This is a genomic window from Pseudomonas kitaguniensis (assembly GCF_009296165.1).
GTDB classification, from domain to species: domain Bacteria; phylum Pseudomonadota; class Gammaproteobacteria; order Pseudomonadales; family Pseudomonadaceae; genus Aquipseudomonas; species Aquipseudomonas kitaguniensis.
Map to the genome: position 1 here is coordinate 1 of NZ_VUAZ01000194.1, position 15,055 is coordinate 15,055.

Below are 15,055 nucleotides of genomic sequence, written 5' to 3' on the forward strand. Positions count from 1 at the left end.
GACCACATTCTGCTTGGGGGGTTGGGCCGGCTTCCGGGCCTTTCAAAAGTGACCCGCTGTAAAAGCGGAACCGATATAAGCCATTAGCCCAATAACGGATATGCCTTCAATCTAAACGTAAGGAGCCCTAGCCCTAGCGACGACGAAACAGCGGCAGCGGCTCATCCGTGGCCGCCTGGTACGTCACCGAGAAATCCTTGAGGCTTTCCAGTGCTTCGTACGGGTCTTTGTCCGCGCGCAAGGCGAAGGCATCGAACCCGCAACGGCGCAGGTAGAACAGTTGGTCGCGCAGCACGTCGCCAATCGCCCGCAGCTCGCCTGTGTAACCATAACGGTCACGCAGCAGGCGCGCGTTGGAGTAGTTGCGGCCGTCGGTGAAGGCCGGAAAGTTCAGCGCGATGACCTGGAAGTGTTCCACGTCAGCGCCGATCTCTTCAGCTTCTTCATCGGCGTCCAGCCACACGCCCAGGCCGCCGTCGCGGGCCTTGAGGGCGTGGCCGTGTTCGCGCCACAGCGCCAACGGCACGATCAGGTCGTCGCAGTTGGAGATGCCGTCGAAGCTCGCGTCCTTGGGCAGCAGGTGCCAGGTTTCGTCGAGCACTTCGTTGTTCTTAATGATTCGCTGCATAGACGCGCTCCTTGAACAGGTCAATGCCGATGCGCTGGTAGGTGTCGATGAATCGCTCATCTTCGGTGCGCTGCTCAACGTACACGTCGATCAGTTTGCCGATCACCTCGGGCATGGCTTCCTGGGCGAAGGACGGGCCGAGGATCTTGCCCAGGCTCGCGTCACGGCTGGCGCTGCCACCCAGGGACACTTGGTAGAATTCTTCGCCTTTCTTGTCCACGCCCAGGATGCCGATGTGGCCAACGTGGTGGTGACCACAGGCGTTCATGCAACCGGAGATGTTCAGGTCCAGCTCGCCGATGTCGAACAGGTAATCCAGGTCGTCGAAACGGCGCTGGATCGATTCGGCAATCGGGATCGATTTTGCGTTGGCCAGCGAGCAGAAGTCGCCGCCCGGGCAGCAGATGATGTCGGTCAGCAGGCCGATGTTCGGCGTGGCGAAACCTTGCTCGCGCAGCTCACCCCAGAGGGCGAACAGCTGCGACTGTTCAACGTCGGCAAGGATGATGTTCTGCTCGTGGGAGGTGCGCAATTGGCCGAAGCTGTAGCGCTCGGCCAGGTCGGCAACGCCGTCGAGTTGCTTGTCGGTGATGTCGCCCGGTGCAACGCCGGTCGGTTTAAGCGACAGGGTCACGGCCACATAGCCGGGTTTTTTGTGGGCCAGGGTGTTGCGGCTGCGCCAGCGCGCGAAACCTGGGTGTTGCGTGTCGAGTTCGGCCAACTCGGCGTCCTGATTGCTCAGGGCCTTGTAGTCCGGGTCGACGAAATGCTTGGCAACGCGATGCACTTCGGCATCGGTCAGGGTGGTCTGGCCGCCGCGCAGGTGTTGCATTTCCGCGTCGACCTTTTGCGCAAATACCTCAGGGGTCAGCGCTTTGACCAGGATCTTGATCCGGGCCTTGTATTTGTTGTCACGACGGCCGTAGCGGTTGTAGACCCGCAGGATCGCGTCGAGGTAGCTCAACAGGTCCTGCCATGGCAGAAATTCGTTGATGAACGCGCCGACCACCGGCGTGCGGCCGAGGCCGCCACCCACCAGCACGCGGAAGCCCAGCTCGCCGGCCGCGTTGTGCACCGGCTCCAGGCCAATGTCGTGCACTTCGATGGCGGCACGGTCCGAGGTCGAGCCATTGACGGCGATCTTGAACTTGCGCGGCAAATAGGCGAACTCAGGGTGGAAGGTGGTCCACTGACGCACAATTTCACACCAGGGGCGTGGGTCGATCAGCTCATCGGCCGCCACACCGGCGAATTGGTCGGTGGTCACGTTGCGCAGGCAGTTGCCGCTGGTCTGAATCGCGTGCATCTGCACGGTCGCCAGTTCAGCCAGAATGTCCGGCACGTCTTCCAGTGCCGGCCAGTTGAACTGTACGTTCTGGCGGGTGCTGATGTGGGCGTAGCCCTTGTCGAAGTCACGCGCAATTTTGGCCATCATGCGCGTCTGGCGCGAAGTCAGTTGGCCGTAAGGCACGGCGACCCGCAGCATCGGCGCAAAGCGCTGAACATACAGGCCATTTTGCAGGCGCAGAGGGCGGAACTCTTCTTCGCTCAGCTCACCTGCCAAGTAGCGTCGGGTCTGATCACGGAACTGCTTGACGCGGTCCTCGATGATGCGCTGATCGTATTCGTCGTATACGTACATATAGGTCCTGTTCTCGGCAAATCTGCGCGCACGGCCGCGCACTCCAAACGGAGCCGGCGCACGATACCAGTTTGCGTTTATGCGCAAAAGTGATGTTTGAGTATATGCAAAGAACCAAATCGACTAATGAGACTGATTATCTTCATATCCACATTTGTCACAGGGGCAAGCATGAACTTTACTGTGAGCGTGTCTTGATGCAATCACCTATAAAACCGACAAGAGGCGATGCGATGAGCAATTCGACAAAAGCCCGTAAACCCGAGAGCAGCGTGGATGCCTGGGCCATTCTGTTCTTGATAATTTTGGTGGTGGGAACCGCCGTGTTCTGGGTCAGCCACCCGTAAAGTCTGCTGATTGAGCCTCGATTGAATGTCGCATTGCCATTATCATGGCGGTCAACATTCCAGGCTTGAACAACCATGTTGAAGGTTCTTGTTACGTGCGTGTGGTTGCTGGGATCGACGTTCGCGGCGATGAGCCATGCCTCGTCGGTGGTGTTTCTCAACCCCGGCACGTCCACCGAAACCTTCTGGGTTGACTACGCGCAATTCATGCAGGCCGCCGCCAAGGACCTCGGCCTGGATTTGCGCGTGCGTTATTCCGAGCGCGATGCCCGCAACACCCTGGCTCAGGCCCGCGAAGCGCTGCAAGGCGCCGAGCGCCCCGACTACCTGGTGCTGGTAAACGAGCAATACGTCGCCCCGCAAATTCTGCGCATGGCCCTGGGCAGCGGGGTCAAGTTGCTGATGGTGAATAACGCGCTCACTCCCGACCAAGTGCACTTGCTGGATGCCGGTGAGGACGCGCCCTGGATCTGCAGCCTGGTGGCCGATTACGAGCAGGCGGGTTACCTGATGCTCACCGACTTGCTGCGCCAGCATGGCCGGGTCGAGCCTGGCGATTCCCTCGACCTGCTGGCGTTTTCCGGCGCCAAGAATACGCCCAGCGCGCAACGGCGTGAGCAAGGCCTGCGCCGCGCCTTGGCCGAGCATCCCGAAGTGCGCCTGCGCCAGTTGGTCTACGGAGAATGGAGTCGCCAACGCGCGTTCGAACAAGCGACGCAATTATTCAAGCGCTACCCGCAGACCGCGCTGGTGTGGTCGGCCAACGACGAGATGGCGCTGGGTGCCATGCAGGCGCTGCAGGAGAGTGGGCGGGTGCCGGGCAAGGATGCGTTGTTCAGTGCAATCAACAGCTCGCCGCAGATTTTGCAGGCACGCCTGGACGGGCGGTTGACGACATTGGTTGCCGGGCATTTCACCTTGGGCGGGTGGGCCATGGTGCTGATCAACGACGACGCCAAGGGCGTCGACATCAGCGCCTATGGCGGACGTGACCGGCAGCAAGCGTTATTCCAACTGATTGATGCAGCCCAGGCGCAGCGCTTGCTTGCGCCAACGCCGCCGGTGAATTTTCAGGCGCTGTCGGCCCAAGGCAAGCCTGCGTCCTACCGTTACCCGTTCAGCTTGCAACTGCTGCTGCGCTAAACACCCGCAAAGAGCAGCACCCGTTTGACGATGCCGAACAGCGTCAGCGCAAAAACCGCCGAGAACAGGATGCCCAGCATCACAAACTCCGCGCGCGTCGTAGCCGTGTCGTAGCTATGCACCACCGGCCTGGCGCCGGCCGGTGGTGTGCTGTCACTCCACATCACAGGAGTGACAGCATGTCCGTATACCCGCGTTCTACCCGCAATAAACCACCCGCTGCGACCTTGAGTATTCATGGCGACTTCCTGGAAAAGGCCGTTCCGCAATGGCTGGTTGATGCCACGCCCGCTAGAAGGTCGGCGGTTAAACAGGCCGCCCCGGTGTTGCCGGGCTGGTACAAAAATGCCTCACCTGCGCAGCGCAAGGTAGTCGACGCGAGCTTCAAGGCCAGCGCCACGGCTCAGAACCGGCTGGATAAAACCCTGTCGACGCTGCTGGACATTGATGCGTTCGCCGAACCGCTATTGCTTAAGGAACTGAAGGCGCGTTTCAGCGTAGAGGTGGACGTCAACCAGACCTTTTTACGCCTCAAGCGCGCACTGACGGTGAGCATTTTGGAAGTGGAGGCGGCGTCGTACAAAGTCCTCGCGCTGCCAATGCTGCAGGCCGCTTTGCATAACTTTGAAGCAGCGGAATGTGAAGCCGGTGCTTATCACAGCTCATCCGGTTTCACGGTGGCAGGTGCCGAGCCCGACACGTTCCAGTCGGTCAACGTGAACCTGAGCGTCAGCCAGTTTTTAACCCTGTGCCGCCGCCTGGATCTGGGCGCGAAGTATCAGGCTTACCTGCGGTCGTTCTTTCATCCGACCGATGCGGTGACTGAAGCCACCCTGCGCCGGCACTTCATCGCCAGCCAGAAAACGGCCATGCGCGCGGCTGCCGAACAGGCGCTGTTGACCCAGGACATAGAGCCTGCGGACTACGCCATGATTGTGTCGGTGATCAACGGCGAGGTTCATCCCCGGATGGGCAACAAGCAAGTCTGGTTCAAAGACATGGGCTTGATGAAAAAAAGAATGGTCGGCTGTATGGCCTTTGTTATCTGTGAAAAGTACCGCTATAGCGACGAGGTGATTCTTTATATCCCGCATGACCGCGCCCATCCACTCAAGCGCTATACCTCGTCGCAGATGCGTGCCGAATTCAAGCGGCTGTTTACCGCCAGGGACAGCCTTGCGCCGACCGATCCCGGCCCGACCGAGTACCAGCGGTTTTACAGTCAGTTCGTGCCCTACCATCATCGCCCTTACTATTTCAGTCAGTTCAGCAAAAAAACCGCCGACTCACCGAGTGGCCCGCTGACGTCTCCCTGGCGCACAGTCATTGAGGTTCTCAGCGGGGTGTCGAACATTACCCGTCTGGGACCGCTACCGCCTGAGCCTGCGGCCAACATGGAGCCGGAACCCGACCCCTACATTGCGGCCTCGACCGTTACCCGCAAAGGCGCGGGCATCTGGGCTGCCAACGTCGACCCGTGGACCTACCTTTACGAGCAGAACCGCGACAAGGTCTTGGCCGATGCGCGCAGTCACGCGGTGCCCACCGAAGACGTGGATGTGAAGGCGCGTGAGGCCAAGCTGGCGCATCTGCTGGAAATCGGCATGCTGGCGCTGAACGCTGTGTCTATGTTTGTGCCGGTGTTGGGCGAGATCATGCTGACGGTGATGGCCGGGCAACTGCTTTACGAAACCCTTGAAGGGTCGATCGAATGGGCCGAGGGCGACAAGCGTGCCGCCAAGGAACATCTGGTCGACGTGGCAGAAAATCTCGCACAGATCGCAGTGATGGCGGCAGTAGGTGCCGGCGTCAGCAGGTTCAGGGCGGTCAAGCCTGAGCCGCTGCTTGAGCGCCTTAGCCCGGTGACGTTACCCAATGGCGAAACGCGCCTGTGGCGGCCCGACCTGAGGCCTTATGAAAGCTCGGTTTCGCTGGCCAACAGCTCAGGCCCGAATGCCTTGGGGCAGCACGTGGTCAACGGCAAGACGTATATCCGCCAGGGCACCAAGGTCTACGAAAAAACCTTCGATGAATCGATCAAAAAGTGGCGCATCGTGCATCCAGCGGATGCCAGCGCCTACCAACCGCTGCTCGACAGTAATGGCCACGGCGCCTGGCAGCACAGCCTTGAGCGCCCGCTGGAATGGGACCGTTTGACCCTGTTACGGCGCATGGGCCATGTGACCGAGGCTTTTTCCGATGTTGAGCTGATCAAGGTCGCAGATGTGAGTGGTGTCACCGACAACGCCCTGCGCAAAATGCACATGGATCACGCCGCGCCACCGCCCGAACTGGCGGATGCCTTGCGAATGTTTCGCGCAGATTTGGGCGCAGGCCAAGTGATTGAACAACTGCGCGGCACGCAGCCGATTGATGAGCGGTATTTGTATGTGTTGCCGCTGGTGGCGGAAATGCCGCGCTGGCCCGCCAACCGCGTGCTTGAGGTGTACAAAGGCCCAGGGCTGTCGGGAGAGTCCGTCAAATATGGTTCCGAACGCCTGTTTCGTGAGGTCGCGGCAAAGCCGTCGATCAAGGTCGGCCGCGCCGATATTTTGAGTGGTGAATTGCCCGCGCGTATCCTCGCCAGCCTGGACGAGGCCGAGATCCTCGGGCTGCTCGGTGAGCGCGGCGCGCGCCTGCGTGAGGCGAGGGCGCAAGAGTTTGGCAAACGCATCACTGATTATGCGCGGACCCGCAAACCTGCAATTTTCGACAGCATCTACCAGGGCACCGAAAAGCTTGACCGTTACGTGCAGCTATTGCAGCGCACCTGCCCTGGGCTCAGCGAGTCGGCGGCCGAGGAGGTGCTGGCGCATGCCGCTGCCGATGACCTCGATCAATTGCACAGCACTCGCCGGGTGCCGCTGAACCTGTTGGAAGAGGCCCGCTGGTATGCGCGGCAAGGGCGTCAAGCGCGAGCCTATGCCGGTTTGCGCAGCGACAATATCGCTTCGGCAGACAGCCGGCGGCTGGCGTTGCACACCCTGGAAAAACTGCCGGGTTGGCCGCAAACATTGCGCCTGGAAGTGCGCGACGGCAGTACCCGTGGCCCGCTGCTTGACAGCATTGGCAGCGAGACTGCGCCAAACAAAAAATACCTGGTCAAGAAAGGCCCGAGCTTTCAGGCATTTGACGAGCGTAGCGAGGCCCTCAACAGCGTGCGCATGGAGGGCGATAATTTCTATATTTCGCTGATGCATGCCATGCCCGATAACGCCCGGCAGGGGCTGGGTGTGCCGCAGGTCAGTCAACATGCTCAGTTGAAACAAAAAATCATCGACTTTGCCGACGATTATCGCAGTGAAGCGACGCAGGTACTGGAGCCGCAAGCTAAATGGTTCAAGCCTCCCGTGCGGGTCAACGGCAAGCTGATCGGGTATTACGCCAGCGGTCGCGGTACGTCCCTGAACCCGAGCCTGGTGCAACGGGCGCAGAATATCTATCCGGCGCTGCGCGACGATCAAGCCACTGGCTTTATTCGCCAGTTGTCGCAGGCCGGTAAAAGCGACAAGGAGATATTCAATCTGTTGCAGAACCGTGAGCGTGAGTACACCGCGCTGACGTCGACACTCGACCAATGGGTAGGCCAGCCTGCGGTGGCACCTGACCCATTCAGTGCAACCCCCGACAATTCGGCGTATTACCATAGAAATCAACTCGCGCAGTTGTTCAAAGCGCTATGGCGGCGTGCACCGTTAGCCGCAACGGACAGCAGCGCCGCGCGTTTTTCCATTGTCATGAATGAGTCGCCACCACCGCTTGCGGCTGACTTTTCACATATTCGCGAACTGTCGGTGGGCGGGCGCGGCCTCAACGATGTTAATGCCGATGGTTTTCTCGCACGGTTTCCCAACGTAGAAACCCTGTCGGTCGGCGAAAATGGCCGCATATGGGACCCGGTCATATTCGCCAAGCCCTCTCTGACGACAGTGCCACTGGCCTTGGAGGGCATGACGAAACTCAAGAGTCTGACGTTCAAGGTGGATTCTTCGTCGTTGGCAGCGGACTTTTCCTCAAGGCTCAATGCACTGACTTCGCTTGAGGAATTGGACATTGATTGCACCGGATTTGCCCGGTCTGAACGCCTCAATAGCCTCGATTTGTCAGCGTTGGTCCAGTTGAAAACATTGCGCCTCAATGCGCCCCATACGCTGTCGGTGTGGCCTGCCTATGTTGAGAATCTTGCCCGCCTGGAGCGTCTGGATCTGGTCAATAGCAGTATCCGCGCACTCCCTGAGGCGCTTTATTCCGGGCATGAAAAGCTCTGGGCCGGCTTGTCGCTGGACTGGTCAAACTTCTCCCGCGAGGCGTTCAGGCCCGCGAATGACTACGTCAAAAACTATCGGGGTGAGAGGGAGCATATTGCTGACCTGCATCAGATGGTCAGAGGGTACGCCAAGGGCGAGTTGCAGTCCCTGATGGGCATTTCCCGTACGACCACCGCTCTGCATGCAACGATAATGGAGACCTGGGACACGCCTGAAACGAGGTTTGCTGCTATCGAGGCCCTTAGCGAGGAATACAGCGGGCTTTTCGAGGGGTTTTATGATCCGAATGCCAACACCGGGTCGCGCTTCAGGTTGCGTTCAGCAACCTGGCAAGGGGGGCCAAATGCCCACGTTATCAGTGCCCTTGAAAACAGCTGGCGCGGGGCCGTGGCCCAGCGCTACAACTTGATAGCCGACGTGTCGGTATTTGAGTTGCCGCCGCCGGAATTTCAAGTGACACCTCCGCTTCTTGTTGTGGAAAACGTTGTACTGCCCTCACTGCCGGCCGGCAGTTTTTCCCATGTACGCACGTTACGCCTGGGCTGGTCGGGTGAGTCTGTCGAGCAGACACGCAGTTTTATCCGGGCATTCAGCGGCACACAAACCCTTGAGCTGCGCGGTCATGGTTTGACCGAAGTACCGATTGGTCCGGGTGATCTTCCCACCTTGACCCAGCTTGATCTTTCCAATAACCGCCTGGTGGTGACGCCAACCGTCCAGCAGCAACTCAATGACCTCAACAGCCTCGAGCTGCTGGATTTACGCAACAACCCCTTGAATGGCCTGGATGTCAGTGGGTTGACGCGGCTAAGGGCGCTGCACCTGCGGGCGACGCAATTGCAGGCCTGGCCGACAGGGGCTGAGGGTTTGCCACAATTGGCCTGGCTCGACTTGCGCGACAATCAGATGCCGACATTACCTGCACAGGTCTTGGCTAACGATGAGGCGTTGATGAATACCAACTTGGCCGGTAACCGGTTCAGCACCGAGGGCGAAGTCGCGATGACAACGGCGCGTCGGCGTGTCGAGGCAGCCAAAGGCTTGCCCGAGGGCACGTTGAACCAGCTTGATCGGGCAGCCATGCCGTCGGTATTTCCACCGCAAGAAATCGACTTATCCATCGCTCGTTACTTACTGCCGTTACCGCAGACCGCCATTGGCCTTGAAGAGGCGGCGGGGCTTGCACAGCGCTTGCAACATCTGAGTCCGGCGCTTACCGATGAGCAGGCCCTGCAACGACTGGAACAACTGCGTAACGATGGGCTCAGCGACGCGCAAATAGATACGCAACTTAGTGCATGGCACCAGGACCTTGAATCGCTGACGCGCAAGCTCAATGGCTGGCTCTACACCGCCGAGCTACGAATCTGGGCTAAGAAGACCGAGGTCGAGGGGCGCAGGCTGATTGCCTTGCGTATCATTGAGTGCTGGCAAAGCAGCTTGGCAGCCGACCCAGGTTCTGAGCTGAGCCTGCAGGGCCTGCAAACCCAGCATTTGCCTGAATTGGATATTCAATTTACGCAGGTCCGAACGCTGGATTTGACCGGCGTGCGGTTCTCGGGGCAAAGCGTCAATGGCTTCCTCAACAGCTTTCCGGCACTGCGCAGATTGGTCCTGAGCGGTAACGAACTGACCGCGCTTCCTGAGGCGGTTGAGCGTATGAACCAGCTCGAGCGACTGGAGCTGGCTGCCAACAGGCTCAGCGATCCCGAGGCACTGTATCGGCAACTGGGGGGTGCACGCTTGCGCTGGTTGGACCTGAGTCACAACAACCTGAGTGCTTTCAGCTCCCGCGCCTTCAGCCTGCTTGAGACATTGGACCTTAGCTACAACGGTATTACGCATTGGCCCGACGGCGTACTTGAGGCCACAGATCTGCAGACGTTGAATCTCAGTGGCAATGCCCTCACGACTTTTCCGGACCGCTTGCTGGGCGGCAACCACGAGAGGTTGGTGGCGGGTACCGATCTTTCCGATAACCATCAGCTATCCCTCACCAGTTTTGAGCAACTCAGGCACTACAGCGATACCCATCAAGGTGGGGCTGTAATGGGGCTTGCGCGGCACGAGATTGACACCAGGATTAGTGATCTTGAGAGTGACTCCGATACGGGTACGGGCTCTGAAAACAATTCTGGCTCTGATTCGGACGGTGACTCCGACGATGATGGTGCCGGTTACCAGCCCTTGGAAGTCATCCCTGACCCGGCGGGGGAGACAGGCGAAGCGGTGCTTGCATCCTGGCTGCTGAACACACCCGAATCGCTGGCCGCGTCCAGGCGGCAATTGTGGCTGCAATTGACGCAGGAGCGGGGTCATGCGCCGTTCTTTCATTTGCTCTCGCAACTACGCGATACCCATGAGTACCGCTTCACCCGTGTTGATCTTACCCGGCGGGTATGGGTTGTGATCGACGCCGCAGCCGCCAGTGCGCATCAGCGTGAGCTGTTGTTCGTCGCGTCGCAAACCCACAACACCTGTATCGACGGGCGCACCCTCACGTTCAGCGCAATGGAGGTGCTGGTGTTCGAGGAGAATGCGCTACGTGACGTTCCGGTTCGCAACCAGAAGCTTCGGGGCCAGCGTTTGTTGGCGCTGTCCCGGCAATTATTTCGTCTGGACCAGATCGACACACTGGCCGAGGCTCGCGCGAGAAATATGGACCGCGCCGAGGTACGCCTGCAGTATCGAATCGGCATGACCCACGGCTGGCCCGACGGGCTGGAGTTGCCAGGGCAACCCACGCATATGGCATTTGGTACGCCGATCAGCGGGCAGGCGTTGATTGACGCTCGCGCCCAGGTGCTCGCGGCGGAAGCGTCCGATACATTTTATGAAAGCCTGATTGCGCGTGATTATTGGCTCAATTACCTGCGCACGCGCTACCGCGAAGCGTTCGATGCGCTTGAGGATAATGCGCTAACGCGTCAAAACGCGCTGGAAGATGAACACAGTGCCAGGGAACCGGGCACCGACAGTCAGGAGCGCTACGAAGTGGCGTTGAACCTGTTGGAGATTGAGCTGGGCAGCGCACGCGCGCAGAAGCTGATTGAGCTGTCGCGTAACGAGGTGCTGCAGCTGTCGAGCGGCGCGGTCGATACGCCGGCGCCGCGGCCTGCATCGCCGCAACCTGGGCCGTCTTCCCGCCAGTAGTGCATCAGGCGCCAATACCCGCACGGGATGTTGGTACGGGTATGGGTGCAGTGCTTAGTTGTCATACCCAAGGTTGGGCGCCAGCCAACGCTCGGTGACGCTCAGGTCCTGGCCCTTGCGTGCGGTGTAGCTGTGGACTTGGTCCTTGTCGACTTTGCCCACGGCAAAGTACTGCGCCTGCGGGTGGGCGAAGTACCAGCCGCTGACAGCCGCCGCCGGGAACATCGCGTAGTGTTCGGTGAGGAATACGCCGCTGCGGCCTGCGTGCATCTCGCGGGCTTCGGGGTCGAGCAGTTGGAACAACTGGGCTTTCTCGGTGTGGTCGGGGCACGCGGGGTAGCCGGGGGCAGGGCGGATGCCGCTGTATTGCTCTTTGATCAGTGCTTCGTTATCCAGCACTTCATCCTTGGCGTAACCCCAGTGTTCTTTACGTACTTGCTGGTGCAGCCATTCGGCGCAGGCTTCGGCGAGGCGGTCGGCCAGGGCTTTGACCATGATCGAGTTGTAGTCGTCGCCCGCGTCTTGATAGGCCTTGGCGACTTCTTCGGCACCGATGCCGGCGGTGGTGATGAAACCACCGATGTAGTCGGTCACGCCGCTGTCTTTTGGCGCCACAAAGTCGGCCAGCGAAAAGTTCGGCTTGCCGTCGGTCTTGATGATTTGCTGGCGCAGGTGATGCAGCCTGGCAATCGGCTGGCCGTCGTCGCCGTACACTTCCAGGTCGTCGTCCTGCACCTGGTTGGTCGGCCAGAAACCAAACACTGCGCGGGCACTGATGAGTTTCTCATCGATCAGCTTGGCGAGCATTTCCTGGGCGTCAGCGTAGAGCGCGGTGGCGGCTTCACCAACCACTTCATCGGTGAGAATGCGCGGGAACTTGCCAGCCAGGTCCCACGAGATAAAAAACGGCGTCCAGTCGATGTACTCGGCCAGCACCTTGAGGTCGATATTGTCGAGCACCTTGCTGCCGGTAAAGGTCGGTTTGACCGGCGTGTACGTGCTCCAGTCGAACTGCGGCTTCTTGGCGATTGCCACCGGGTAGCTCAGGCGCTCGGTGCGTGCGCTGCGGTTGGCTGTACGCTCGCGCACATCGATATATTCCAGGCGGGTTTTCTCGACAAAACCGGCCTTCAGTTCCTTGGACAGCAACTGCGTCGCCACGCCCACCGCCCGCGAGGCGTCGGTCACGTAGATCACCGCGTCATTGCTGTACTTCGGTTCGATTTTTACCGCGGTGTGCGCCTTGGAGGTGGTTGCGCCGCCGATCATTAGCGGCAAGTGGAAGTCCTGGCGCTGCATCTCACGGGCGACGTGGACCATCTCGTCCAGCGACGGCGTGATCAGGCCGGACAGCCCGATAATGTCGCACTTCTGTTCCTTGGCCACCTGCAGGATTTTTTCGGCCGGCACCATCACGCCCAAATCGACAATGTCGTAGCCGTTGCAACCCAGCACTACGCCGACGATATTCTTGCCGATGTCATGCACGTCGCCCTTCACCGTGGCCATCAGGATCTTGCCCTTGGCTTCGGGCTTGTCGCCTTTTTCCAGCTCGATAAACGGGATCAAGTGAGCCACGGCCTGCTTCATCACGCGGGCGGATTTAACCACCTGCGGCAAGAACATTTTGCCGGCGCCGAACAGGTCGCCAACGATGTTCATGCCGGACATCAGCGGGCCTTCGATCACCTCGATCGGGCGCGCGAACGACTGCCGCGATTCCTCGGTGTCTTCAACGATATGCGTGGTAATGCCCTTGACCAGCGCGTGTTCCAGGCGCTTGTTCACCGGCCAGCCGCGCCATTCTTCGGTCTCGGCTTCTTTTACGCTGCCGTCGCCCTTGTACTTGTCGGCGATGGCGAGCAGGGCGTCGGTGCCTTCCGGCGTGCGGTTGAGCACCACATCTTCCACGGCGTCACGCAGCTCGGCCGGGATCTGGTCGTAGATCTCCAACTGGCCGGCGTTGACGATGCCCATGGTCAGGCCGTTGCGGATCGCATACAGCAGGAACACCGAGTGGATCGCCTCACGCACCGGGTTGTTGCCACGGAACGAGAACGACACGTTGGACACGCCACCCGAGGTCAGCGCGTACGGCAGCTCGTCGCGGATGTAGGCGCAGGCGTTAATGAAGTCGACGGCATAGTTGTTGTGTTCTTCGATACCGGTGGCGACCGCGAAGATGTTCGGGTCGAAGATGATGTCTTCCGGCGGGAAGCCCACCTCATTCACCAGAATGTCGTAGGAGCGTTTGCAGATCTCTTTTTTGCGCGCTTCGGTGTCGGCCTGGCCGGCTTCGTCGAACGCCATCACCACCACCGCCGCGCCGTAGCGCTTGCACAGCTTGGCGTGGTGAATGAACTGCTCGACGCCTTCCTTCATGCTGATCGAGTTGACGATTCCCTTGCCCTGAATGCACTTGAGCCCGGCCTCGATGACTTCCCACTTCGAGGAGTCGATCATGATCGGCACGCGCGAGATGTCCGGCTCGCCGGCAATCAGATTGAGGAAGGTCACCATGGCCTTCTTCGAATCCAACATGCCTTCGTCCATGTTGATGTCGATGATCTGCGCGCCGGCCTCCACCTGTTGCAGCGCCACTTCGAGCGCTTCGGTGTAGTTGTCTTCACGGATCAGTCGGGCGAAACGCGCCGAGCCGGTGATGTTGGTGCGCTCGCCGACGTTGACGAACAACGAGCTGCGATCAATCGTAAACGGCTCCAGGCCCGACAAGCGGCAGGCCTTGGGGATGTCCGGAATCGGGCGCGGCGCATACCCGGCCACGGCCTTGGCGATGGCTTCAATGTGGCCCGGTGTGGTGCCGCAGCAGCCGCCGACAATATTGAGGAAGCCGCTCTGGGCGAACTCTTCGATGACCTTGGCAGTTTGCGACGGCAATTCGTCGTACTCGCCGAATTCATTCGGCAGGCCGGCGTTCGGGTGCGCGGAAACGTGGGTGTTGGCTTTGTTCGACAGCTCTTCCAGGTACGGACGCAACTCGCTGGCGCCCAGTGCGCAGTGAGGCCCACCGACAGCGGCTTGGCGTGACTGACCGAGTTCCAGAACGCTTCGGTGGTCTGGCCCGACAAGGTCCGGCCGGAGGCGTCGGTGATGGTGCCGGAGATCATGATCGGCAGTTCGACATGCAGTTCTTCGAACACACCTTGCACGGCGAAGATCGCGGCCTTGGCGTTGAGGGTGTCGAAGATGGTTTCGATCAGGATCAGGTCGGCGCCGCCCTCGATCAGGCCTTTGGTGGCCTCGGTGTAGTTTTCCACCAGTTCGTCAAAGGTCACGTTGCGGTAGCCGGGGTTGTTCACGTCCGGGGACAGCGAGCAGGTGCGGCTGGTCGGGCCGAGCACACCGGCAACGAAGCGCGGTTTGTCCGGGTTCTCGAGGGTCTTGGCGTCGGCGATTTTGCGCGCCAGGCGGGCGCCTTCGACGTTCAATTCGTAGGCCAGTGCTTCCATGCCGTAATCGGCCATGGAAATGCGCGTGGCGTTGAAGGTGTTGGTTTCGAGGATGTCAGCCCCGGCGTCCAGGTAAGCCTTTTCGATGCCGCCGATCACGTCCGGGCGGGTCAGCACCAGCAGGTCGTTGTTACCCTTGACGTCGCTCGGCCAGTCGGCGAAACGTTTGCCACGGTAGTCCTGCTCCTCCAGCTTGTAGCTCTGGATCATCGTGCCCATACCGCCGTCGAGGATCAGGATGCGTTCCTTGAGGGCTTGGTGAAGGGCGTGCAGACGAGCGCTACGATCGGACATGGGACTACTCTGGTCAGGCATTACGGAGGGCATGAATCATAGCAAACCTGTGCCGATTTGGAGCATGTCAGGGTTTTACATGAATATCGTTCATGTTGGTGGTGGCCATG

The 15,055-nt window shown here is 59.9% G+C and carries 5 protein-coding genes and 1 pseudogene; 2 read left to right on the forward strand and 4 right to left on the reverse strand.

The genetic code is table 11. The annotated features are described in order from the left end of the window. Nucleotides 1–133: 133 nt before the first annotated feature. Both F0169_RS25905 and F0169_RS25910 read right to left on the reverse strand, forming a co-directional pair. Nucleotides 134–628: a DUF934 domain-containing protein gene (locus F0169_RS25905; protein WP_058411677.1), complete on the reverse strand. Its 495-nt coding sequence runs from the start codon at nucleotides 626–628 to the stop codon at nucleotides 134–136. Then, complete coding sequence (locus tag F0169_RS25910) at nucleotides 612–2,270, reverse strand: nitrite/sulfite reductase (protein WP_099238104.1); 1,659 nt, start codon at nucleotides 2,268–2,270, stop codon at nucleotides 612–614. Before F0169_RS25910 ends, F0169_RS25905 begins: the two co-directional genes overlap by 17 nt. Nucleotides 2,271–2,692: 422 nt before the next feature. Between F0169_RS25910 and F0169_RS25915 the strand changes: the two genes are divergently transcribed. Next, nucleotides 2,693–3,760 carry an ABC transporter substrate-binding protein gene (locus F0169_RS25915; protein ID WP_152748006.1) on the forward strand — a complete coding sequence of 356 codons (1,068 nt, stop codon included), beginning with the start codon at nucleotides 2,693–2,695 and terminating at the stop codon, nucleotides 3,758–3,760. Here F0169_RS25915 and F0169_RS28100 read toward each other — a convergent pair. Next, nucleotides 3,757–3,852 (reverse strand): annotated as a pseudogene (locus F0169_RS28100) (DUF2970 domain-containing protein); the annotation flags it as partial. The gene F0169_RS25915 and the pseudogene F0169_RS28100 sit on opposite strands and share 4 nt — an antisense overlap. A gap of 87 nt (nucleotides 3,853–3,939) precedes the next feature. Here F0169_RS28100 and F0169_RS25920 point away from each other — a divergent pair. After that, entirely contained in the window at nucleotides 3,940–11,181 is a 7,242-nt protein-coding gene (locus F0169_RS25920) for an NEL-type E3 ubiquitin ligase domain-containing protein (RefSeq protein ID WP_152748007.1), read from the forward strand. Between the two features lie 54 nt (nucleotides 11,182–11,235). Here the strand turns inward: F0169_RS25920 and metH are convergent, their stop codons facing one another. Beyond that, complete coding sequence (metH, locus tag F0169_RS25925) at nucleotides 11,236–14,244, reverse strand: methionine synthase (protein WP_241679183.1); 3,009 nt, start codon at nucleotides 14,242–14,244, stop codon at nucleotides 11,236–11,238. Nucleotides 14,245–15,055 lie beyond the last annotated feature (811 nt).

Coding starts and splice junctions, on each gene's coding strand:
- F0169_RS25915 (WP_152748006.1), top strand. CDS start 2,693: ATGTTGAAGGTTCTTGTTACGTGCGTGTGGTTGCTGGGATCGACGTTC.
- F0169_RS25910 (WP_099238104.1), bottom strand. CDS start 2,270: ATGTACGTATACGACGAATACGATCAGCGCATCATCGAGGACCGCGTC.
- F0169_RS25905 (WP_058411677.1), bottom strand. CDS start 628: ATGCAGCGAATCATTAAGAACAACGAAGTGCTCGACGAAACCTGGCAC.
- F0169_RS25920 (WP_152748007.1), top strand. CDS start 3,940: ATGTCCGTATACCCGCGTTCTACCCGCAATAAACCACCCGCTGCGACC.